Annotated in this window: 24 protein-coding genes; 17 read left to right on the top strand and 7 right to left on the bottom strand. The window is 59.4% G+C overall.

Annotated features, from left to right (window positions below; genetic code table 11):
• The first annotated feature begins 156 nt into the window (after nucleotides 1-156).
• The 3 genes from ACM6IV_RS18715 to ACM6IV_RS18725 all read left to right on the top strand — a co-directional run bounded on the left by ACM6IV_RS18715 (nucleotide 157) and on the right by ACM6IV_RS18725 (nucleotide 1,585).
• Nucleotides 157-738, top strand: coding sequence for a DJ-1/PfpI family protein (locus ACM6IV_RS18715; protein ID WP_414871127.1), 582 nt, complete (start codon nucleotides 157-159; stop codon nucleotides 736-738).
• A 13-nt stretch (nucleotides 739-751) separates the two neighbouring features.
• Nucleotides 752-1,057 carry a ribbon-helix-helix domain-containing protein gene (locus tag ACM6IV_RS18720; protein WP_007916314.1) on the top strand — a complete coding sequence of 102 codons (306 nt, stop codon included), beginning with the start codon at nucleotides 752-754 and terminating at the stop codon, nucleotides 1,055-1,057.
• Between the two features lie 183 nt (nucleotides 1,058-1,240).
• Nucleotides 1,241-1,585 carry a YegP family protein gene (locus tag ACM6IV_RS18725; protein WP_414871128.1) on the top strand — a complete coding sequence of 115 codons (345 nt, stop codon included), beginning with the start codon at nucleotides 1,241-1,243 and terminating at the stop codon, nucleotides 1,583-1,585.
• A gap of 141 nt (nucleotides 1,586-1,726) precedes the next feature.
• On the opposite strand, the gene ACM6IV_RS18730 is transcribed toward ACM6IV_RS18725, so the two are convergent.
• Both ACM6IV_RS18730 and ACM6IV_RS18735 read right to left on the bottom strand, forming a co-directional pair.
• The gene (locus ACM6IV_RS18730) at nucleotides 1,727-2,608 is read right to left on the bottom strand and encodes a dihydrodipicolinate synthase family protein (protein ID WP_414871129.1); all 882 of its coding nucleotides are present in this window, start codon (nucleotides 2,606-2,608) and stop codon (nucleotides 1,727-1,729) included.
• A 21-nt stretch (nucleotides 2,609-2,629) separates the two neighbouring features.
• Nucleotides 2,630-3,412 carry an aldolase gene (locus ACM6IV_RS18735; protein ID WP_007911518.1) on the bottom strand — a complete coding sequence of 261 codons (783 nt, stop codon included), beginning with the start codon at nucleotides 3,410-3,412 and terminating at the stop codon, nucleotides 2,630-2,632.
• A gap of 106 nt (nucleotides 3,413-3,518) precedes the next feature.
• Between ACM6IV_RS18735 and ACM6IV_RS18740 the strand changes: the two genes are divergently transcribed.
• Entirely contained in the window at nucleotides 3,519-4,061 is a 543-nt protein-coding gene (locus ACM6IV_RS18740; protein WP_414871130.1) for a helix-turn-helix domain-containing protein, read from the top strand.
• Between the two features lie 102 nt (nucleotides 4,062-4,163).
• On the opposite strand, the gene ACM6IV_RS18745 is transcribed toward ACM6IV_RS18740, so the two are convergent.
• On the bottom strand, nucleotides 4,164-5,183 hold the full coding sequence (locus tag ACM6IV_RS18745; RefSeq protein ID WP_414871131.1) for a DUF4917 family protein: 1,020 nt from the start codon (nucleotides 5,181-5,183) through the stop codon (nucleotides 4,164-4,166).
• Nucleotides 5,184-5,338: 155 nt separating this feature from the next.
• Here ACM6IV_RS18745 and yiaY point away from each other — a divergent pair, with 155 nt between their 5' ends.
• The 5 genes from yiaY (at nucleotide 5,339) to ACM6IV_RS18770 (ending at nucleotide 11,350) form a co-directional block, all read left to right on the top strand.
• Entirely contained in the window at nucleotides 5,339-6,487 is a 1,149-nt protein-coding gene (gene yiaY / locus ACM6IV_RS18750; RefSeq protein WP_414871132.1) for an L-threonine dehydrogenase, read from the top strand.
• Nucleotides 6,488-6,555: 68 nt separating this feature from the next.
• Nucleotides 6,556-7,467 carry a LysR family transcriptional regulator gene (locus ACM6IV_RS18755; RefSeq protein ID WP_414871133.1) on the top strand — a complete coding sequence of 304 codons (912 nt, stop codon included), beginning with the start codon at nucleotides 6,556-6,558 and terminating at the stop codon, nucleotides 7,465-7,467.
• Between the two features lie 249 nt (nucleotides 7,468-7,716).
• On the top strand, nucleotides 7,717-8,910 hold the full coding sequence (locus ACM6IV_RS18760; protein ID WP_414871134.1) for a CaiB/BaiF CoA transferase family protein: 1,194 nt from the start codon (nucleotides 7,717-7,719) through the stop codon (nucleotides 8,908-8,910).
• A complete protein-coding gene (locus tag ACM6IV_RS18765; RefSeq protein ID WP_414871135.1) occupies nucleotides 8,907-9,833 on the top strand; it encodes a hydroxymethylglutaryl-CoA lyase in 927 nt (308 codons plus the stop codon). The genes ACM6IV_RS18760 and ACM6IV_RS18765 overlap by 4 nt, the downstream gene beginning before the upstream one ends.
• Before the next feature lie 185 nt (nucleotides 9,834-10,018).
• Nucleotides 10,019-11,350, top strand: coding sequence for an MFS transporter (locus tag ACM6IV_RS18770; RefSeq protein WP_414871136.1), 1,332 nt, complete (start codon nucleotides 10,019-10,021; stop codon nucleotides 11,348-11,350).
• A 197-nt stretch (nucleotides 11,351-11,547) separates the two neighbouring features.
• Here the strand turns inward: ACM6IV_RS18770 and ACM6IV_RS18775 are convergent, their stop codons facing one another.
• Nucleotides 11,548-11,832: a type II toxin-antitoxin system RelE/ParE family toxin gene (locus tag ACM6IV_RS18775; protein ID WP_414871137.1), complete on the bottom strand. Its 285-nt coding sequence runs from the start codon at nucleotides 11,830-11,832 to the stop codon at nucleotides 11,548-11,550.
• A complete protein-coding gene (locus ACM6IV_RS18780; protein ID WP_414871138.1) occupies nucleotides 11,822-12,061 on the bottom strand; it encodes a CopG family ribbon-helix-helix protein in 240 nt (79 codons plus the stop codon). Before ACM6IV_RS18780 ends, ACM6IV_RS18775 begins: the two co-directional genes overlap by 11 nt.
• 177 nt (nucleotides 12,062-12,238) lie before the next feature.
• Between ACM6IV_RS18780 and ACM6IV_RS18785 the strand changes: the two genes are divergently transcribed.
• The 6 genes from ACM6IV_RS18785 to ACM6IV_RS18810 all read left to right on the top strand — a co-directional run bounded on the left by ACM6IV_RS18785 (nucleotide 12,239) and on the right by ACM6IV_RS18810 (nucleotide 15,739).
• The gene (locus tag ACM6IV_RS18785; protein ID WP_414871139.1) at nucleotides 12,239-12,973 is read left to right on the top strand and encodes a hypothetical protein; all 735 of its coding nucleotides are present in this window, start codon (nucleotides 12,239-12,241) and stop codon (nucleotides 12,971-12,973) included.
• Between the two features lie 37 nt (nucleotides 12,974-13,010).
• The gene (locus tag ACM6IV_RS18790; RefSeq protein ID WP_414871140.1) at nucleotides 13,011-13,727 is read left to right on the top strand and encodes a hypothetical protein; all 717 of its coding nucleotides are present in this window, start codon (nucleotides 13,011-13,013) and stop codon (nucleotides 13,725-13,727) included.
• Nucleotides 13,728-13,731: 4 nt separating this feature from the next.
• Nucleotides 13,732-14,148 carry a fosfomycin resistance glutathione transferase gene (gene fos, locus ACM6IV_RS18795; RefSeq protein WP_414871141.1) on the top strand — a complete coding sequence of 139 codons (417 nt, stop codon included), beginning with the start codon at nucleotides 13,732-13,734 and terminating at the stop codon, nucleotides 14,146-14,148.
• A 60-nt stretch (nucleotides 14,149-14,208) separates the two neighbouring features.
• Complete coding sequence (locus ACM6IV_RS18800; RefSeq protein ID WP_116028846.1) at nucleotides 14,209-14,847, top strand: LysE family translocator; 639 nt, start codon at nucleotides 14,209-14,211, stop codon at nucleotides 14,845-14,847.
• Between the two features lie 159 nt (nucleotides 14,848-15,006).
• Nucleotides 15,007-15,162 (top strand): KGG domain-containing protein, encoded by a 156-nt coding sequence (locus tag ACM6IV_RS18805; protein WP_077045875.1) that lies wholly within the window; start codon nucleotides 15,007-15,009, stop codon nucleotides 15,160-15,162.
• A gap of 76 nt (nucleotides 15,163-15,238) precedes the next feature.
• The gene (locus ACM6IV_RS18810; protein ID WP_414871142.1) at nucleotides 15,239-15,739 is read left to right on the top strand and encodes a DUF4142 domain-containing protein; all 501 of its coding nucleotides are present in this window, start codon (nucleotides 15,239-15,241) and stop codon (nucleotides 15,737-15,739) included.
• 90 nt (nucleotides 15,740-15,829) lie between these two features.
• Here ACM6IV_RS18810 and ACM6IV_RS18815 read toward each other — a convergent pair whose 3' ends face one another.
• Nucleotides 15,830-16,240: a low affinity iron permease family protein gene (locus ACM6IV_RS18815; protein WP_414871143.1), complete on the bottom strand. Its 411-nt coding sequence runs from the start codon at nucleotides 16,238-16,240 to the stop codon at nucleotides 15,830-15,832.
• 165 nt (nucleotides 16,241-16,405) lie between these two features.
• Between ACM6IV_RS18815 and tam the strand changes: the two genes are divergently transcribed.
• Nucleotides 16,406-17,176, top strand: a complete 771-nt coding sequence (tam, locus tag ACM6IV_RS18820; RefSeq protein WP_414871144.1) for a trans-aconitate 2-methyltransferase — start codon at nucleotides 16,406-16,408, stop codon at nucleotides 17,174-17,176.
• Nucleotides 17,177-17,378: 202 nt separating this feature from the next.
• Here tam and ACM6IV_RS18825 read toward each other — a convergent pair whose 3' ends face one another.
• Complete coding sequence (locus ACM6IV_RS18825) at nucleotides 17,379-18,107, bottom strand: class I SAM-dependent methyltransferase (RefSeq protein WP_095113805.1); 729 nt, start codon at nucleotides 18,105-18,107, stop codon at nucleotides 17,379-17,381.
• A 571-nt stretch (nucleotides 18,108-18,678) separates the two neighbouring features.
• Here ACM6IV_RS18825 and ACM6IV_RS18830 point away from each other — a divergent pair.
• Nucleotides 18,679-19,041, top strand: coding sequence for a DUF6124 family protein (locus ACM6IV_RS18830; protein ID WP_123376334.1), 363 nt, complete (start codon nucleotides 18,679-18,681; stop codon nucleotides 19,039-19,041).
• Nucleotides 19,042-19,075 lie beyond the last annotated feature (34 nt).

The raw sequence follows: 19,075 nt of genomic DNA on the forward strand, positions 1-19,075 counted from the left end.
TCGCGAGCCGGCTCACTCCTACGGTTGAAATGCGTACCCCTGTAGGAGTGAGCCTGCTCGCGATGGCGTCAACTCGGTAGTAGCCCGTTGTTACCCGTCACTCCCGAATAGGTCTACCTTGAACACTCACAGGTAAATTCCAGAGGAGTCCTCCCAATGGCCGCGAAAAAGATCCTGATGCTGGTCGGCGATTACGTCGAAGACTATGAAGTGATGGTGCCGTTCCAGGCCCTGCAAATGGTCGGTCACACCGTCCACGCCGTATGCCCGGACAAGGCTGCCGGCCAAACCGTGCGCACGGCGATCCATGACTTCGAAGGCGATCAGACCTACAGCGAAAAGCCTGGTCACCTGTTCGCGCTCAACTACGACTTTGCCAAGGTCAGCGAGACCGATTACGACGCGCTGTTGATCCCCGGCGGACGTGCGCCGGAATACCTGCGCCTCAACGAAAAAGTCCTCGACCTGGTGCGCGCCTTCGACAAGGCCGGCAAACCGATTGCAGCGGTCTGCCACGGCGCGCAATTGCTGGCGGCGGCGGGCGTGCTTGAAGGTCGCGAATGCAGCGCCTATCCAGCCTGCGCGCCGGAAGTACGACTGGCGGGCGGTACGTACATCGACATTGCGGTGACGGACGGCCACGTTCAGGGCAATCTGGCCACTGCCCCGGCGTGGCCGGCGCATCCGAACTGGCTGGCCGGTTTCCTCGGCTTGCTCGGCACAAAAATCACCCTGTAACGAGGATTCGCCGATGTGCGAGCTCTACGTCAAGGCTGACCCGATTCTTTACGAATCACGCTCGCGCTCGCTGCGCATCTGCGGCGTGGTGACGACGCTGCGCCTGGAGAATCAGTTCTGGGACATTCTCAGCGAAATCGCTGAGGTTGACGGCATGACCACCAACCAACTGATCGCCAAGTTGTATGAGGAGGTGATGGATTATCGCGGGGAGGTGGTGAATTTTGCCTCGTTCTTGCGGGTGAGCTGTATGCGCTATCTGAGTCAGCGGCGGGTGAGTGCGCCGGAGTTGTCGGTGGTGCGGGCTGTGGTGAAATAGCCGGCACCGAGTTGCCTCATTCGCGAGCAGGCTCGCTCCCACTATCGACCGCGTTCTCCAACTGGAATGCGCTCAAATGTGGGAGCGAGCCTGCTCGCGAAGGGGCCGGTACAGGCGACAGATGTTCTGGACTGGTCTTTACTCTGAAGCGCGAAAGCTCTCAATCGCCAAGGAGAAACGAGCATGTCCGGATGGTACGAAATCAGTAAAAGCAGCAACGGCCAGTTCAGGTTCGTGCTGAAAGCGGCGAATGCCGAAACGATTCTGACCAGCGAGCTGTACACCACTCGCGCTGCGGCCGACGGCGGCATCTCGGCAGTGCAAACCAACAGCCCGCTGGATGAGCGCTACGAGAAGAAGTCGACAAAGGATGGCCATCCTTACTTCAATCTGAAAGCCGCCAATCATCAGGTCATCGGCAGCAGCGAAGCGTATTCCTCGGACGCGGCGTGCGATAAAGGCATTGCCAGCGTCAAGGCGAACGGACCGAGCAAAGTGATCAAGGACAAGACCTTGCCGGTTCTCTGACCTCACTTTCAAATCCACCAAAATCCCCTGTGGGAGCGAGCTTGCTCGCGAAAGCGGTCGTTTATTCAACATCGATGTTGACTGAACTGACGCCTTCGCGAGCAAGCTCGCTCCCACAGGTTTTTGTACATTGCAGTGAGATCAGCGCAGGGTTTTCAGGATTGCCTGCAGCTGAGTCTGGCCCGCTTCACTCAGCGGAAACACCGGCAAGCGTGGATCGCCCACCTCCAGACCAGTCTGACGCAACCCGGCCTTGATCGTCGCCGGCAAGCCGCCCTTGAGAATGAAGTCCAGCAGCGGCAACTGGCGATAGAACAGCTCCCGCGCGCGCTCCAGATCTCCCGCCAACGATGCGGCGTACAAGTCCAGATTCAGTTGTGGAATCAAGTTCGGCGCCGCGGTGCACCAGCCTTTCGCCCCGGCGGAAAACGCTTCCAGCGCCAGCGGATTGCAACCGTTGTAGAACGGCACCTGACCGTCGCCGAGCAATTGCAGCTTGTGCATGCGCTGAATGTCGCCGGTACTTTCCTTGACCATCGTCACGTTTTCCACGCCATGGACGATGCGCAGAATCAAGTCAACGGACATGTCGGTGCCGCTGGTGGCCGGGTTGTTGTAGAGCATGATCGGCACACCGATGTTTTCACCGATGGCGCGGTAGTGGGCGAGAATTTCTGCCTCGGTGAGCTTCCAGTACGAGGCCGGCAGCACCATCACCACATCGGCACCGTGAGCTTCGGCGAAACGCGCGCGGCGCACGGCTTTGGCAGTGGTCAGGTCAGAGACGCTGACGATGGTCGGCACCCGTTTGGCCACGTGTTTGATGCTGAACTCGGCAACCTGATCCCACTCCGCATCGCTCAGGTAAGCGCCTTCGCCGGTGCTGCCCAGCGGCGCGATGGCGTGGACGCCGCTGTCGATCAGGCGATCGATCGATTGCCCGAGTGCTGGCAGATCCAGCCCTTCGCCGTTGGCGCCGAACGGGGTGATGGTGTAGCCGATGATGCCGTGAATAGTGGACATGGAAGTCTCTCCGTAAAGGTTTCAGTTCAGGCAATCGGCGTGTTGGCGCAGGTTCTGCCGGGCGTAATAGTTGAAGGCGGCGGCGTGGCGCTTCGGCTTGGCGATCCAGTCGTGCGCCTCGCGGCCCAGCTCGGGAATGATCGGTTTGATCGTGCCGGCCGCCATCGCCAGCAGTTGCAGCTTGGCCGCGCGTTCGATCAATTGGGCGATGACACACGCTTCTTCAATCGTTGTGCCGGTCGACAACTGACCGTGGTGCGAAAGCAGGATCGCGCGTTTGTCGCCCAGCGCGCCGGCAATCAGCTCACCTTCTTCATTGCCCACCGGCACGCCCGGCCAACCTTCGAGAAACGCGCAGTCGTCGTACAGCGGGCACAGGTCCATGTGAGAAATCTGCAGCGGCACTTCGAGCATCGACAGCGCCGCGACGTGGGTCGGATGGGTGTGGATGATGCAGTTCACATCCGGTCGGGCGCGGTACACCCAGCTGTGGAAACGATTGGCCGGGTTGGCCATGCCGTGACCTTCGAGGACTTCCAGGTCTTCGTTGACCAGCAGCAGATTGCTCGCGGTGATTTCGTCGAAACCCAGGCCCAGTTGCTGAGTGTAATAGGTGCCGGGCTGCGGCCCACGGGCGGTGATTTGTCCGGCCAGACCGGAGTCGTGACCGTTCTCGAAGAGTATCCGGCAAGTCAGGGCCAGCTTTTGCCGGTCCGTCCACGTATTATCCGCCAGGCTTTTTTGCATCTGGGTCAGCGCTTGCTTGACCAGTTGGTCTTTGGGTAGTGCTAATGTCTTGGCCATGTCTGTGTCCTTTGGGTGAGAGCAAATGACACGAGAGAGGCTATATGACACAAAGTGTCATTGGCAAGCACGAATCGTCGCTTCCTAGCTGGAATAACCGCCGCGCATGTCTATCCGTTTGAAATTGTTGAGAAAAAAACTTGGCGTAACCCTTGAAGCATTGGCCGAAAAATCCGGCATGACCAAGAGTTATCTGTCCAAAGTCGAGCGCGGGCTGAACACCCCGTCGATTGCTGCCGCGTTGAAACTGGCGAAGGCGCTGAACGTGAAAGTCGAGGAATTGTTCTCCGAAGACAGCGTCAGCCTCGACAGCTACAGCCTGGTGCGCAGTCATGAGCGCCAGTCACTGGCGGCGAATGATCAGAGCCCCGGCTATGCGGTGCTGGCCCATCAGGTCAGCGAACGCAACCTGCTGCCGTTCATCATCTACCCGCCAGGCGAATTCACCGACAAGACCTTCAAGGAGCATATGGGCGAGGAGTTTCTGTTCGTCCACGAAGGCCAGGTGGAAGTGGATTTCATGAACGAGAAGGTGTTGCTGGAGCGCGGCGATGCACTGCACTTCAATGCGCAGAAACCGCACCGGATCCGCTCGGTGGGCGAGGTGCAGGCGCAGTTGCTGGTGGTGGTGCACAGCAGCGAAGAATGAGTTGATTGGGCTAAAGCTATCGCGAGCAGGCTCACTCCTACAGTTGAAATGCGCTCCCCTGTAGGAGTGAGCCTGCTCGCGATGGCGTCGCTAGCCTCGCCACTAAACCTCGACCGGCACCGACAATTTCGGGTTGCCAAGCGCATGCGTCTTGGCATCAAAAAACCGCAACTCAACGCCCGTGCCTTCGAACACTTTCGCGTAATGGCGCTTCTGATGCTGAACGAACGCCGCACTGCGCGGAAAAATCGAGATCGCCACCGTCGCAGGCTTCGCCAAACGCAGCGCCCGAACAATGTGCGCATCCTGCTCGCCCAAGGCATGGCCAAAAATGCACAAACTGCCGCCATGCCCCAACAACTGCTCGTAACAGAACGACAGATAATCCGAACTGCGAATGGTCTTGAGCTTGTCCGCACTCGGCCCTTCGGTGACGAACAGCGGCACGTCATCCAGCGTCTTGATCGTGTTGTTGATCGCGAAGCTGCCGAGCAATGTGCCTTTGGTTGAGGTCAGTTTGCGTGCAGTGCCGTCCTGATTGCGCACCAGATGCAGACCGCCGTGCAGGTACAGCAAGCGCGGTTTGTCGGTGGCGCTTTCGGCCAGATCGAAGCTGGCATTTGCGCCGTTGAACAAGTCGTCGATGGCCTCGCTGCGGTGTTGCAGCGCCCAGTAGTTGAGCAAGTCGTAATTGGTGGTGAACACCGTGCGATAGCGCGCCAGTTCTTCATTCAGCGTCGCCAGCGTCGAGGCTTTGACCAGCCGCCACGGAATGTGCACGGCATGCACGGTGTTGATCAGCGCTTCCTTGATCGCATAGTAACGGTTGCGCGGCGCCGCCGAGCTGACGGCCAACGCCTTGTTGACCCGGCTGGTGGTTTTCAGCGCCCCGAGGACTTGCTCGAAACTGCGCGTCTGCAGGGCGTCGAACACCGCCAGTTCCGACGGGCTCATTGGTTTCTCCTCAACGGTTCGGGCGTTTTCGAACAGCGAGTCGTAGCCGAAATCATCCCAAATCGCACGACTGGCGCCATTGCCCACCAGCAGGCCGTTGAAGGCGCTGGTGGCGCGCAAGGCGTTCCAGTCTTCGAGGGTGGCGTCGACATCCAGAAAATCGGTCATTGCGCAGGCGTCTCAAAACAAAGGGGCTGATGAGCGGCGACTTTATCACGAGCCGGCATTGAGCCAGATCAACATCGGCCGTGACCGATCGGTCGATGCTGTGCCTGTCCGCCGGTTCGCGGCAGTCGATTCAGCCCCTGTCAGGAGATGCACGTATGACCAGCACCTTTTTTATTCCGGCGGTAAACATCATGGGCAGCGGCTGCCTCGACGAAGCCATGGTCGCGATCCGCAACTACGGCTTTCGCAAGGCGCTGATCGTTACCGACGCGGGGCTGGCCAAGGCCGGCGTGGCGAGCATGATCGCCGAAAAACTGGCGATGCAGGACATCGATTCGGTGATTTTTGACGGTGCCAAACCCAATCCGAGCATCGCCAACGTCGAGTCCGGGCTGGGGCTGCTCAAGGAAAGTCGCTGCGATTTCGTCGTGTCGCTGGGCGGTGGTTCGCCGCACGACTGCGCCAAAGGCATTGCTCTGTGCGCGACCAACGGTGGGCAGATCCGTGACTATGAAGGCGTCGACCAATCGAGCAAGCCGCAACTGCCACTGATCGCGATCAACACCACCGCCGGCACCGCCAGCGAGATGACCCGCTTCTGCATCATCACCGATGAATCGCGCCACGTGAAAATGGCCATCGTCGATCGCAACGTTACGCCGCTGCTGTCGGTCAACGATCCGGAGCTGATGGTCGCCATGCCCAAAGGCCTGACCGCCGCCACTGGTATGGACGCGTTGACCCATGCCATCGAAGCTTATGTCTCGACCGCCGCCAACCCGATCACCGACGCCTGCGCGCTGAAGGCCATGACCCTGATCAGCAACAACCTGCGCCTGGTCGTGCGCGATGACGGTGATCTCGCCGCGCGGGAGAACATGGCTTATGCGCAGTTCCTCGCCGGTATGGCCTTCAATAACGCATCGCTCGGTTACGTGCATGCGATGGCGCATCAGTTGGGCGGCTTCTACGACTTGCCCCACGGCGTGTGCAACGCCGTGTTGCTGCCCCATGTGCAGACGTTCAACGCGCTGGTCTGTGCCGATCGGCTGACCGACGTTGCCCACGCCATGGGCGCCGACATTCGCGGTTTCAGTGCCGAAGAGGGTGCGCAGGCGGCGATCAACGCAATCCGTAGCCTGGCCAGGGATGTCGAGATTCCGGGTGGCTTGCGTGAACTCGGTGCCAGGCTCAGCGACATTCCGGTGCTCGCCACCAATGCCCTGAAAGACGCCTGCGGCCTGACCAATCCGCGGGCGGCGGATCAGCGCCAGATCGAGGAGATCTTTCGCAACGCGTTCTGAAGCGGGTACAGCGGCGGCGAACGGCGGTATGCTCAGCGCTCGTTCGCGCTGCCACTGCCGAGTCTCGCATGCTGCAAAAAAGCCTGATCCGCCGCCTCGACCTGATCACCCTGCAACTGTTTGTCGCCGTGCACGAAGAGGGCACGCTGACCCGTGCCGCCTCGCGCGAAGCCATCGCGGTGTCGGCGGCGAGCAAACGGCTGATGGAGCTGGAAGAGGCGCTCGGGATCAGCCTGTTCGTGCGTCAGGCCAAGGGCATGAAGCTGACCCCGGCCGGGGAAACCTTGCTGCACCATGCGCGGCAAATGCTGTTCAACGTCGAGAAAATGGGCCTGGAACTCGGCGAGCACAGCCATGGTGTGCGCGGTTATGTGCGCATGCTGGCGAACCTGTCGGCGATCATTCAGTTTCTTCCCGAAGACTTGCGCGACTTTTCCGCGCAGCATCCGCAGGTCAAGACCGACCTTGAAGAGCGGCCCAGTGCCGGGGTGATTCAGGGCGTACTCGATGGCGTGGCGGATCTCGGTATTTGCTCCAACGACAGCGACACCAAAGGCCTGCACAGCGTGTTGTACCGTCAGGACAAACTGGTGGTGGTGATGCTGCCGGGGCATCCATTGGCACCGCGTGAATCGGTGGCGTTCGCTGAAACTCTGGACAGTGATTATGTCGGCTTGCACGCGGCCAGTTCGATCAACAGGCGCACCCACTCGGCGGCGAGACAGGCCGGTAAAGTCCTGCGCATTCGTATTCATGTGCCGGGGTTCGATGCGGTGTGCCGGATGGTTCAGGCCAACATGGGCATCGGCATTTTGCCGCAGCGCGCTTATGAATTGTTCGGCCAGGCGCTGGGGTTGCACGCAGTGCCGTTGACCGATGACTGGTCGGATCGCGCGTTGATTGTGGTGGTGCGGGATGAGGCTGGGTTATCGCCGGTGAGTCGGTTGTTGTTTGAGCATTTGCGGGGGCAGGGCGCTTAGATCTCCAGTGAATGTTCCGGCCTCTTCGCGGGCAAGCCCGCTCCCACAGTTTTTTGTGGTGCATGCACATTTTGCGGCAGACCTTGATCCCTGTGGGAGCGGGCTTGCCCGCGAAGGCGGCCTCTAACCCAGCGCCTCCCGCAGAGCGTTCGCATTTCGCGAACGCCCATTGCCGAGAGACGGCTGGATTGTCCGATCATCGTTCCTCTAGCCTTGGCGGCATATTCCAAGAACAAGAGGTCCCCCGCGATGACTGCCCCTTTGAGTGCAATCAAAGTGATCGAGATCGGCACGCTGATCGCCGCGCCGTTTGCCGCGCGCATGCTTGCCGAATTCGGCGCCGAAGTGATCAAGATCGAAGCCATGGGTCAGGGCGATCCATTGCGCAAATGGCGCAAGCTGCACGAAGGCACGTCGCTGTGGTGGTACCTGCAATCACGTAACAAAAAATCCCTGGCACTCAACCTGAAATCCGCCGAAGGCATCGATCTGGTCAAGCAACTCGCCAGCGATGCTGACGTGATCATCGAAAACCTGCGCCCCGGTGCACTGGAAAAACTGGGCCTCGGCTGGGATGTACTCCACGCGCTCAACCCCAATCTCACCCTTGTGCGTATTTCCGGTTACGGCCAGACCGGCCCGTACCGTGATCGTCCAGGCTTTGGCGCAATCGGCGAAGCGATGGGCGGCATTCGCTACACCACCGGCACCCCCGGTTCGCCGCCGGCGCGGGTCGGTGTCAGCCTCGGTGATTCGCTGGCCTCGCTGCACGCGGTGATCGGCGCACTGATGGCGTTGCTGCGGGTCAAGACCGGGCAGGGCGGTGGGCAAGTGGTCGACGTGTCGCTGGCCGAAAGCGTGTTCAACGTCATGGAAAGTCTGGTGCCGGAATACGACATGCTCGGCCATGTCCGCGAACGCAGCGGCGGCGCTTTGCCGGGCATTGCCCCGTCCAACACGTACCTCACGGCCGACGGCGCTTATGTGGTGATCGCCGGCAACAGTGATCCGATTTACAAGCGGCTGATGCACACCATCGGGCGCGATGATCTGGCTGATGCCGAGGAATTCGCCCACAACGATGGCCGCGCCGCCAAGAGTGGTTTGCTCGACGCCGCCATCACCCACTGGACCAGCAGCTTGCCGATCGACGACGTGCTCGCGGCGCTGGAAGCGGCTGAAGTGCCGGCCGGGCGCATTTATTCGGTGGCCGACATCGTTGCCGATCCGCACTATCAGGCACGGGACATGCTGCTCAACGCCGAACTGCCCGGCGGGGCGATGGTGAAGATGCCCGGCATCGTCCCGAAGCTCTCGGAAACCCCCGGCGGCGTGAACTGGTCGGGGCCGACACTCGGCCAGCATACCAACGGTATTCTCGCTGGCCTCGGCCTGACTGAACTCGATATCGAACGCCTGAAAAGCCAAGGGGTGGTGCAATGATCACCGACTATTCGCAAACCCTGATCGTCCAGGAGGTCTCACCGCGCGACGGCTTGCAGATCGAGCCGACGTGGGTGGAAACCGCGGACAAGATCGCCCTCATCGATCAACTGTCGCTGGCGGGTTTCAGCCGTATCGAGGCCGGCTCGTTCGTTTCACCGAAAGCCATTCCGGCGCTGCGTGACGGCGAGCAGGTCTTCACCGGCATTCAACGCCAACCGGGCGTCCTTTATGTCGCGTTGATTCCCAACCTCAAAGGCGCACAGCGTGCACTGGCGGCGGGTGCCGATGAGTTGAATCTGGTGATGTCCGCCAGTCAGACGCACAACAGGGCCAATATGCGCATGGGTTGTGAAGATTCGCTGGCAGCATTCGGTGACATCGTCGCGTTCACCAGCGGTTCTGGCGTACGTCTCAATGGCAGCATCGCCACCACCTTCGGTTGCCCGTTCGAAGGCAAGATCGACGAGGATCGCGTGCTGCAGATTGTCGACGCGTACCAGGAGCTGGGCATTGCGGGCATTACCCTCGCCGACACCACCGGCATGGCCAATCCGCGCCAGGTGGATCGGCTGGTGCGGCGGGTGTTGCAACGGGTTGCGCCGGCGGATCTGACCCTGCATTTTCACAACACCCGGGGTCTGGGCTTGTGCAACGTGCTGGCGGCTTACGAGGCCGGTGCGCGGCGTTTCGATGCGGCGCTGGGTGGCCTCGGTGGCTGCCCGTTTGCGCCGGGTGCGTCGGGCAATATCTGCACCGAGGATCTGGTGAACCTGTGCGATGAGATCGGCATTCACACCGGCATCGACTTGCCGCTGCTGCTGAAACTCTCGCGCGGCTTGCCGGATCTGCTGGGCCACGAAGTCCCCGGGCAACTGGCCAAGGCCGGGCGCAACTGCGACCTGCATCCGATCCCCACCTGAATATACAAATCCCCCTGTGGGAGCGAGCTTGCTCGCGAAGACGGTGCGTCATTCACATTTGATTTCGACTGACTCGACGCCTTCGCGAGCAAGCTCGCTCCCACAAAAAAACGCTCCACAGTGAGCGTCATAACCAGACAACAAAAACAATCGGACGCCCACCGGCAGTCCGCCTGGAGAAAGCTATGAGCCTCAATGTAATGGAGGCGGGCGCCCGTCCGTCCGTCGATCACGACGCCGAAAAAGCCCTGGTCAGCAAAGTCGCCTGGCGCCTGATGCCGCTGATCATGGTCTGCTACCTGTTCGCCTTTTTCGACCGCATCAACATCAGCTTCGCCAAGTTCCAATTGCAGACTGACCTGAGCCTGAGCGACACCGCGTACGGCCTCGGCGCCGGGTTGTTCGTGGTCGGTTACGTGCTCTTCGAAGTACCGAGCAACATGATGTTGTACAAGGTCGGTGCGCGCCGCTGGATTGCCCGAATCATGATGTCCTGGGGCGTGGCCACGGCAGCGATGGTGTTCGTCAACAGCGAATGGCAGTTCTACGCGCTGCGCTTTGTGATAGGCGCGATGGAAGCCGGTTTTGCCCCGGGCGTTTTGTATTACCTGACGCTATGGTTCCCGCAGCATTTCCGTGGCCGCATCACTTCGCTGCTGTTTCTCGCCTCGGCGTTTGCCGGGCTGGTCGGCGCGCCTTTCTCGGGGCTAGTGCTGGAACACCTCGACGGCGTGCTGCAAATGCGCGGTTGGCACTGGTTGTTCCTGCTTGGCGGTGTGCCGTGCATCGGCCTCGGTTTTCTGGTGCTGACGCTGCTCAAGGATCGTATTGAGGATGCGCACTGGCTGAGCGCTGACGAGAAGAAACTGCTGTCCAGCCGCATCGCCCAGCATGAGCCGCACAAGAGTGGCGGCTCGCTGCTGGCGGCGTTGAAGATTCCCGGTTTTCTGACCTTGGGCCTGATCTATTTTCTGATTCAGGTGGCGTCCTACGGTTTGAATTTCTGGGCGCCGCAATTGATCCGCAGCGCCGGCACCGAGAGTCCGGTGATGATCGGTCTGCTGACGGCCATTCCGTACATTTGCGGGGCGATCAGCATGGTGGTGATCGGGCGTTTGTCGGACGCGACCGGCGAGCGGCGCAAGTTTGTCGCCGGGCTGGTCATTGTCGGGGCGATCGGCTTCTTCAGTGCGGGGATATTTGCCAGCCACACCACGTTCCTGATCGTAGCTCTGGGCTTGCTCGGCGCCGGCATCATCGCCTCGATTCCGAGCTTCTGGACCCTGCCACCGAAGTTGTTGGCCGGGGCGGGTGCTGGTGCGGCGGGCGGGATTGCGGTGATCAACACGCTGGGGCAATTCGGCGGGATCGTCAGCCCGGTGATGGTCGGGCGGATCAAGGACCTGACTGGCAGCACCACGCCGGCGCTGTATGTCATTGGCGTCGCGGCGCTGATTGCGGCGGCGTTGCTGTTGTGGGGATTGCCGCAGAAATTACGCACGCTCGACAAGTTCTGAGATCTGCGGCGCCTGCAATGACGCCTTCGCGAGCAAGCTCGCTCCCACATTTGAAATGCATTCCCCTGTGGGAGCGAGCCTGCTCGCGAAGACGGACTTCCAGACACTGAATAACCCAGCAGAATTACCCACCAGCCAGTTGAGCGGGGTCAAGCACAATATGGAGGAGGGCATACAACGATGCTCACAGCCCCTTGCTACCAAGCATTGGGTGGGAGCCGTCGGGTATGGAAAATACGCAAAACCTGCAACCGGCTTTGACGAACACGATAAGGAATCAAATAGGGCCGGTCAGGAACGACCCACTCTCGAGTGCCTGGGAGGCGACCTTCGCGACCTGATGAGGGAAAGCGGGTGAGATGATCAATGTTGGCGAAGATAGCCTGGACAAACTCTGAAGCTGCCTTGGGATTGTCGAGCGCAATGTAGGCAGCTTCATCATCGAGATTCTTTAACGCAGTTTTCAGCCACTCAACCCGCATTGGCATTCCATTTTTGAGCGATGGCCCTGACATCCTCAGCAGAAGCGAAATCACCAGCATCGGCCTCTTTTACTGCTTTCTGGATTTCTTCGATTTGCCAGGCCTCCCGAGCCAGGTACTCACGTAATGCATCCACCGCCAGGTAAGACTTGGTGCGACCGGTTGCTTTGGCGAGATTGGCAAGGGTGTCGGCAATTTCGTCTGGGATACGCAGGGACATAACGGACATGGATAGCTCGGTGTAGTGACGTGTAGTACAGGACACTACAGGGTAATACACAGAGGGGCCAGTTCCGTTCGTCTTCAGGGTAAGGCGAAATACGCGTTGAGGTGTTGATGATTCGGTTGAAAGGGTCGATACAGCAGGGGATAGTGCGCGGCTGAAAAAGTAATCAAGGAGCAGGAAGTGACAGTGAAGTCTGGCTGGATCGGTTGTGCAGCATTGTGCGCAGGGTTGCTGGCCGGGCAGGCGTTGGCCGATTGCACGCCGCCGGCAGTGTCGGGGGATCTGGATTTTTCGGTTTGCAAGGACTGGCCGGCTTATCCCGGGCAGACCATCAGCGCCACGGCCAGGTTCGAGCGCGCTTCCGATTATGTCGAGGGAAACTCACACGGCTTTTACGATGTTGATTTGTCTGTATCGCAGGATGGGCGATCAGTTCCTGTCGCCACTTATCATCAAGCCGCTGCTTTCGAAACTGACGGCGTAGCCTTGGTGGAACTGGCGCTCGATACCGCGCGCTACAAAGTGGCTGCCGATTCCCGTGCCTTCGGTGTGCGTGCCCGTGTCACTAATGCATCCCGTCTCAATCCTCTGGAAGAAGTGCAGCTCTCGCTCTACGTGAGAGAGGGTGCAACGTTGCGCCCAGTCCTGAGGCAGTTGCTGGTCTCCCAGTACAGTGGCGAGTGGAATGATGTTTGCGAAGGTGTACGCAGCGAAATTACCAGAACGGTGGAAATCGCCAAAACGAGTTCCCATGGTTACGCGGACCTGATCGTCAAGACTCAACAAACGGGCACGACCAGTGTGGGCGACGCAGAGGCTTGTGAAGATAAAATTACCCAGTACCCGCCGGTTCTCACAACATTGCGTTATGACGGAAAGTCTTACGTCTTGCCGCAAGGCTTCAAAGGCCTGTAAGTGGCCTGCTTAATACGACTCTTATCAAGGAAGAATAATGCTCACGCCCACCAGATTCCTTATCGCCCTCAGTATTCTGGCCCTCGCTTCTCAAGCCCAGGCCGCCTGCCAGACCAAGGACTTCGACGGTAAAATCCTGTCGCGCTGCAAAGTCTGGCCGGCTGTGCAGAACCAGGCGATTTCGGTTAAATCCACTTATATCCCTGACGCCGGTGGCGATGATGCCGGGGTGTTCGATCTGGATCTGTCGATCGTCAACGCGAGCAATTACCAAACCATCGCCACGTACCGTAAACCGGGCGCCTACAACTCCGATGCCGTGCGCTTCGATGATCTGCGTATCGACACCGCCCGCTATCGACTGGCGCCGCAGGTTCGGGCCTTCGGTCTGCGTTCAATGTTCGCGCACAGTTCCCACGCGATTCCCTACGAGAAAACTGACCTGGCGCTGTATGTTCGCGAAGGCAATGAGTTGCGTCCGGTGCTGGAGGGCCTGGTGGTTGCCAAGCACAACGGTGAGTTCATCAATGATTGCGAAGGCTATACCAAGACCATTCGCCGAACCGTAGAAATCGGCCTGTCCAGTCATCATGGGCTGGCCGATTTGATCGTCACCACCAATGGCAGCAGAATGAAAAACACCCAGTCGGGTAAAGAGTGTCTGTCCAATACCACCCGCCTGAAGCAAAAACAGATCACCCTGACCTACGACGGCCAGCAATACGTCGTCCCCGAAGACCTCAGAGGTTACTGACCCGATGCTCACCGGCCTCAACCACCTGACCCTCGCGGTCAGCGATTTGCACCGCAGCCTGGCGTTCTATCGCGATGTGTTGCAGCTGCGCGTCGAAGCCACGTGGGATACCGGTGCCTACTTGTCGCTGCCCGGTTTGTGGTGGTGTCTGTCGCTTGATCCGCTGCGCAAAGCCGAGGCGAGTGTCGACTACACCCATTACGCGTTCAGCCTTGATGCGGCCGATTTTTCAGGTTTCGTGCAAAGGCTGAAAGCGGCGAATGTGCAGGAGTGGCGGGATAACCGCAGTGAAGGTGCGTCGTTCTACTTTCTTGATCCCGACGGCCACAAACTCGAAGCCCACGTCGGCGATCTCGCTTCGCGACTGGCAGCGTGTCGGCAAAAACCGTACGCCGGCATGCGCTTTTACGACGAGCAGTGAACAGGCACAAGCGGCTGATATAGACTGGCGGCCACGTGTTCTGGCGCTTGCAGGTTTTCCATGACTCCATCGTTGCTAATGGCCGTGCTGGCCTCGGGTTTCATTTACGGCATTACGCCCGGGCCAGGTGTGCTGGCGGTGTTCGGCATCGGTGCCGCCCACGGGCGGCGTGCCGGGGCGGGGTTTCTTTGTGGGCATCTGCTCGGCGATGTGGTCTGGTGCAGCACGGCGCTGATCGCCATTGTCGGCGCCCGGGAAATCGGCAGTACCGCGTTTGATGTGCTCGGTGTGCTTAGCGGTCTGTACCTTTTCTGGCTCGGTTGGCGCGCGGTGCGGGCCCAGCGCCGCAACGGTGACGAACCGCAAGGCGCGGCGCGCAAACCGTTCTGGCACGGCATTCTGTTCGGCTTGACCAATCCCAAGGCCTATCCCGTGGCCGTCGCGACGTTCACCGCGTTGTTGTCGAGCCGCGCCGAACTGCTCAACTGGTCGATGTTGCCGGCGCTGATTGCCCTGAGTTTCCTCGGTGGCTTGCTGGCCTACGCGATTCTCATCGGCGTGGTTGGCGCGCAGCGGGTACGCACGTTGTATCAGCGCCATGAACTGTTGATCACGCGACTGTGCGGCGTGATGTTTATCGGGTTCGCCATCAACGCGCTGATGCATGCGCTGCCGGGATTGATGCCGAACAAGGCTTGAGGTGCGCGCGCGGATGCGCAATCAAACAGCTAGACAGGTTTGATAAAGCGGCGCCGTTCGTCGCAGCGGCTGCAATTTTTCTAAACCTTTGCCGACGAGAAAATTCTCAACCTAGGCGGGCACCTGCTCGCCACGATCATTACCAAGAGGTAGAGAATCATGCCTAACTCAAGAAACTCGAACTCGGGAAACTTCGCCAACGATCGAACGAAGGCTTCTGAAGCAGGTCGCAAAGGTGGGAAAACCACCACAACGACTGTCGACAAAGAGCCTAAAACAGACATGGGCCGCAAGCCCGCTCAGAAATCGAAGTAGTCGGTGAAGGTAGTTTTGATTGAGAGGCGGGGGCGTAAGCTCCCGCTTGAATTTCGCAAGTAAGGAGGGCGCGACCATGAGCCGGATGGCCACCCGTATACGCACCATGAGTTTTGCATCGCTGTTGGGCCTGTGTGCCAGCAGTGCCTTTGCCCAGTCGCCCGCCGATTTCATCAACGATGCCTCGGCCAAAGGCATGGCCGACATCGAGGCCAGTCGTCTGGCCCACAGCAAAGCCGAATCGAAAGAGGTCAAGGACTACACCATCGTCGTCATCAACGACCGCACCACGGCCAACCAGCATCTGGCGAAAATTGCCAAGAAACTCGACCTGCCCGTGGCGCCCCGCGAAGAACTGGCCGACAAGGCCAAAGAATTGATGCCGCAAGTGAAGGACGGTGACACCTTCGATCAGGCCTACGCCGCCAGCCAGGTCAAAGCCACTGAAGAGGCCATCGAGCAGATTCAGCAGGAAGCCAAGACCACTGACGTTCCGGAGATCAAGGCTTTCGCCGACGAAACACTGCCGAAACTGCAAAGCCACCTTGAGATGGCCCGCGCGCTGGCTAGCCGCTAATCAATATCAAGAAATCGCAGCCTTCGGCAGCGCCTGCAGAGTTCGTGTAGGAGCTGTCGAAGGCTGCGATCTTTTGCTTTTTATTTGCCATCAGCACTCATTCAAATCCTGCTTTGACTTGCTCTTGTCGCCCAGCCCCTCAAGATTGAACACCTCGCCCTCGCCCAACGAGCGGTAGTGCCTGCGCAACGCTTCCAACTGCTTGAGATCCAGCGCCTCCAGCCCGAGCATCGCGTTCTGTGCCTCTTTGGTGACCAACAACAATTCATCGATTTTCAAATGCAGAATATCGGTGTCGCGGTTCTGCGTGTTCTGAATCAGGAACACCATCAGGAACGTGATGATGGTCGTCGAGGTGTTGATGATCAGTTGCCAAGTGTCGTTGTAATCGAAGATCGGCCCGCTCAATCCCCACAACCCAATCAAAATCAACGCCCCCATGAAGGTCTTCGGGCTACCTGCCCACAACGCGAGTTTTTGCGACAACTTTGCGAATTTCATGGCCGTGTTCCTTATTGGAGGGAGTGCTTGAAATTCAGACATCTGCGGCGCGTGGAAAATTCTAATTACAAATCAGCGGATCTCACCGGACGTTGGTAGCAGAGGCAGGCGCGCCCGATCGCTGTATCGTGATGAACCGCTGACATGCCCCGACAGGAGAACGCAATGAGTTGGTCCGCCAAACAATACGTCGCTTTCGAAGATGAACGCACCCGCCCGGCCCGTGATCTGCTGGCGGCGATTCCCACGCCCGAAGCGCGAACAGTGGTCGATATCGGTTGCGGTCCCGGCAACTCCACGGAATTGCTGGTGCAGCGTTTTCCCGGGGCGAAGGTCAGCGGCCTGGACAGTTCGGCAGACATGATCGACGCGGCTCGCAAGCGCTTGCCGGATCTGCAGTTTGAGGTGGCCGAGATTGATAAATGGGCCGATACGGGGCCGTTCGATGTGATCTTCGCCAACGCCGTGCTGCAGTGGGTGCCGGATCACGCGACGTTGTTGCCGACATTGGTCCGCAAGTTGTCGGCCGGCGGCAGTCTGGCGATCCAGATGCCGGATAACCTCAATGAGCCGTCCCATCGCTTGATGCGTGAAGTCGCTGCGAATGGCCCGTGGGCGAGCAAGCTTTCCGGCGCTGCGGGGCAGCGTACTGACATGGCCAGCGCCAGTAATTATTTCTCGATGCTGCGGCCACACTGCGCGCGGGTCGATGTGTGGCGCACGACCTATCACCATCAACTGTCTAGCGGGGCGGCGGGAGTGGTGGAGTGGTTCAAGGGCAGCGGGTTGATTCCGTTTTTGAGTCCGCTGACCGAGACGGAACAGGCGCAGTACCTGGAACAGTATCTGGCGGAGGTTGCGAAAGCGTATCCGGCGTTGGCGGATGGCTCGGTACTGTTGCCATTTCCCAGGTTGTTTATCGTTGCGACACGCTGAAATCAATTGAGTCTGTTGTTTGGCTTGAGATTTTTGGCGCGGTTGCGGACTTACCCCTCACCCCAGCCCTCTCCCGAGGGAGAGGGAGCCGATTGGTGTTGCTTGCAAAACCGGAGTTCGGCTCGATTTCGCACGTCGGTGTTGCTTGTACTGGCACTGCGGTCAGTCCCCTCTCCCTCTGGGAGAGGGTTAGGGTGAGGGCTCAGCGCTGCACCGCCACCAACATCATCATCGGCCGCTCTCGCTCTTCTGCCAGAGCCGGTTGCGCCGCCACTTCAGCATCGCTCGGCCCCCATTCATTGACATGTCGAATCGTGAATCCTGCATCGATCAGCGAATTGAGCAACGTCCCAACCGTACGATGCTGCTTGATCACGCCCTCAGCCAGCCAATTCGTCACCCGCTCACCCTCCAACTGATAGCTGTCCAGCGGCCAACGCTTGTTGCCTTCAGCGTCAATCAACCAACCCGGATTACGTGGCGCCATAAAGATCGGATGCTCAATGGAAAACACAAAATGCGAACCCGGTTTCAGCGCCGCGTACAGGTGCGCAAACAACCCCGGCAGATCCTTGATGTAATGCAGCGCTAGCGAACTGTAAGCCAGATCGAAACTGCAGGCGGGCAGGTCGAGCTGTTCCAGGTCGCCGCGCTCATAGCGAATATTCGCCGTCGTGGTGGTCTCCCGTGCCCGCTCCAGCATCTTTTCCGAGACATCCAGCCCCAAGACACTGGCCGCGCCATTCTCAATGGCCCAGCGACTGAACCAGCCATAACCGCAGCCCAGATCCACCACGTTCAGGCCATGCATGGAGGGCAACAGCGCCTTGAGCGCTGGCCACTCCGGCGCCGCGTCGAGGCCGCCGATGGAACGGTTCATCTGGCTGTAACCCTGGAAGAATTCGGGATCGTCGTAAATGTTTTGGGTCATGGTGAAGTGCTCTTTTGAGTTCGGTCGTCAGCGGCATGTGGCCGCGATTGGAATCCCTCGAAAGTGATGGCGCGTATTCGTCGATGGCCGCGCAGGGGGAGGGTGGTGGTTGATGAGGAAATGCTAGTCGGTTGGGCGGGAGGTGAAAACCGGTGGCGTGTTGTGGATCTGTAATGTCGGGGAAATCGCTATTTGTTATCGCTTCATAAACATGTTCCGACTGAAGTGTTTAGAGGCGTGCGGTGTTACGTCCTGAAGCCTACAAATCCTTGCGCCGTTGCCTACCGCTACGCCAGAATCCGCCGGCTTGTGCGCTTGGGGGGCGGTCGGTAACTTGGTTCGCGTCACTGATTTCCAGTGATCGGGTTTAGTAGCCCGGTATCCTCAATCTAAATAGCTGCATGAGTACCACTCAGTCAGGCGAATGCCTGCACCTGATGGTGGCTGTGCGCATGGCGCCCTCGGGTGCGCCGGATTTGGATTGGGGTCCGGTCTACTAACTTGCGCACAGCTGCCACCCATCCGTTTAGTAGCGAGATCGGTTGCGGCCTTACTAAAAGGTCTCAATCCAATGTTCAAAGTTACGCCCAATCCGCCGGAAACCGATCCGGCATCCCCCTACGAATCACCCAATTCCAAGAAATTCCACGAAGCCGCCGAACGCGCGCTCGACCACTACCTCAGCCCGACCGCGCAGATCATGGGTTCCTCCCGCGAACCCGAACCGATGTACCTCGCCAACCCTGCCTATGACACCGAATCCCTGCTGGCCAACGCCAGCGAAACACTCGGCTCGGCCACCACCATGCTCAACAACTTCGCCGCGCTGCTCGACACCTCGCACCGCAAGACTGCACTCGGCATCGCGCAGGTCGTCATGTTGGGGGAATTGGCGGTGAATCAGGCGCTGGATAAGGTTGTGCCGGCGGGTTAACCCTTTCGCTTCAAGAAGCCAAAGAAACCGGCCA

Source organism: Pseudomonas sp. IT-347P, from assembly GCF_949768005.1.
Classification (GTDB): domain Bacteria; phylum Pseudomonadota; class Gammaproteobacteria; order Pseudomonadales; family Pseudomonadaceae; genus Aquipseudomonas.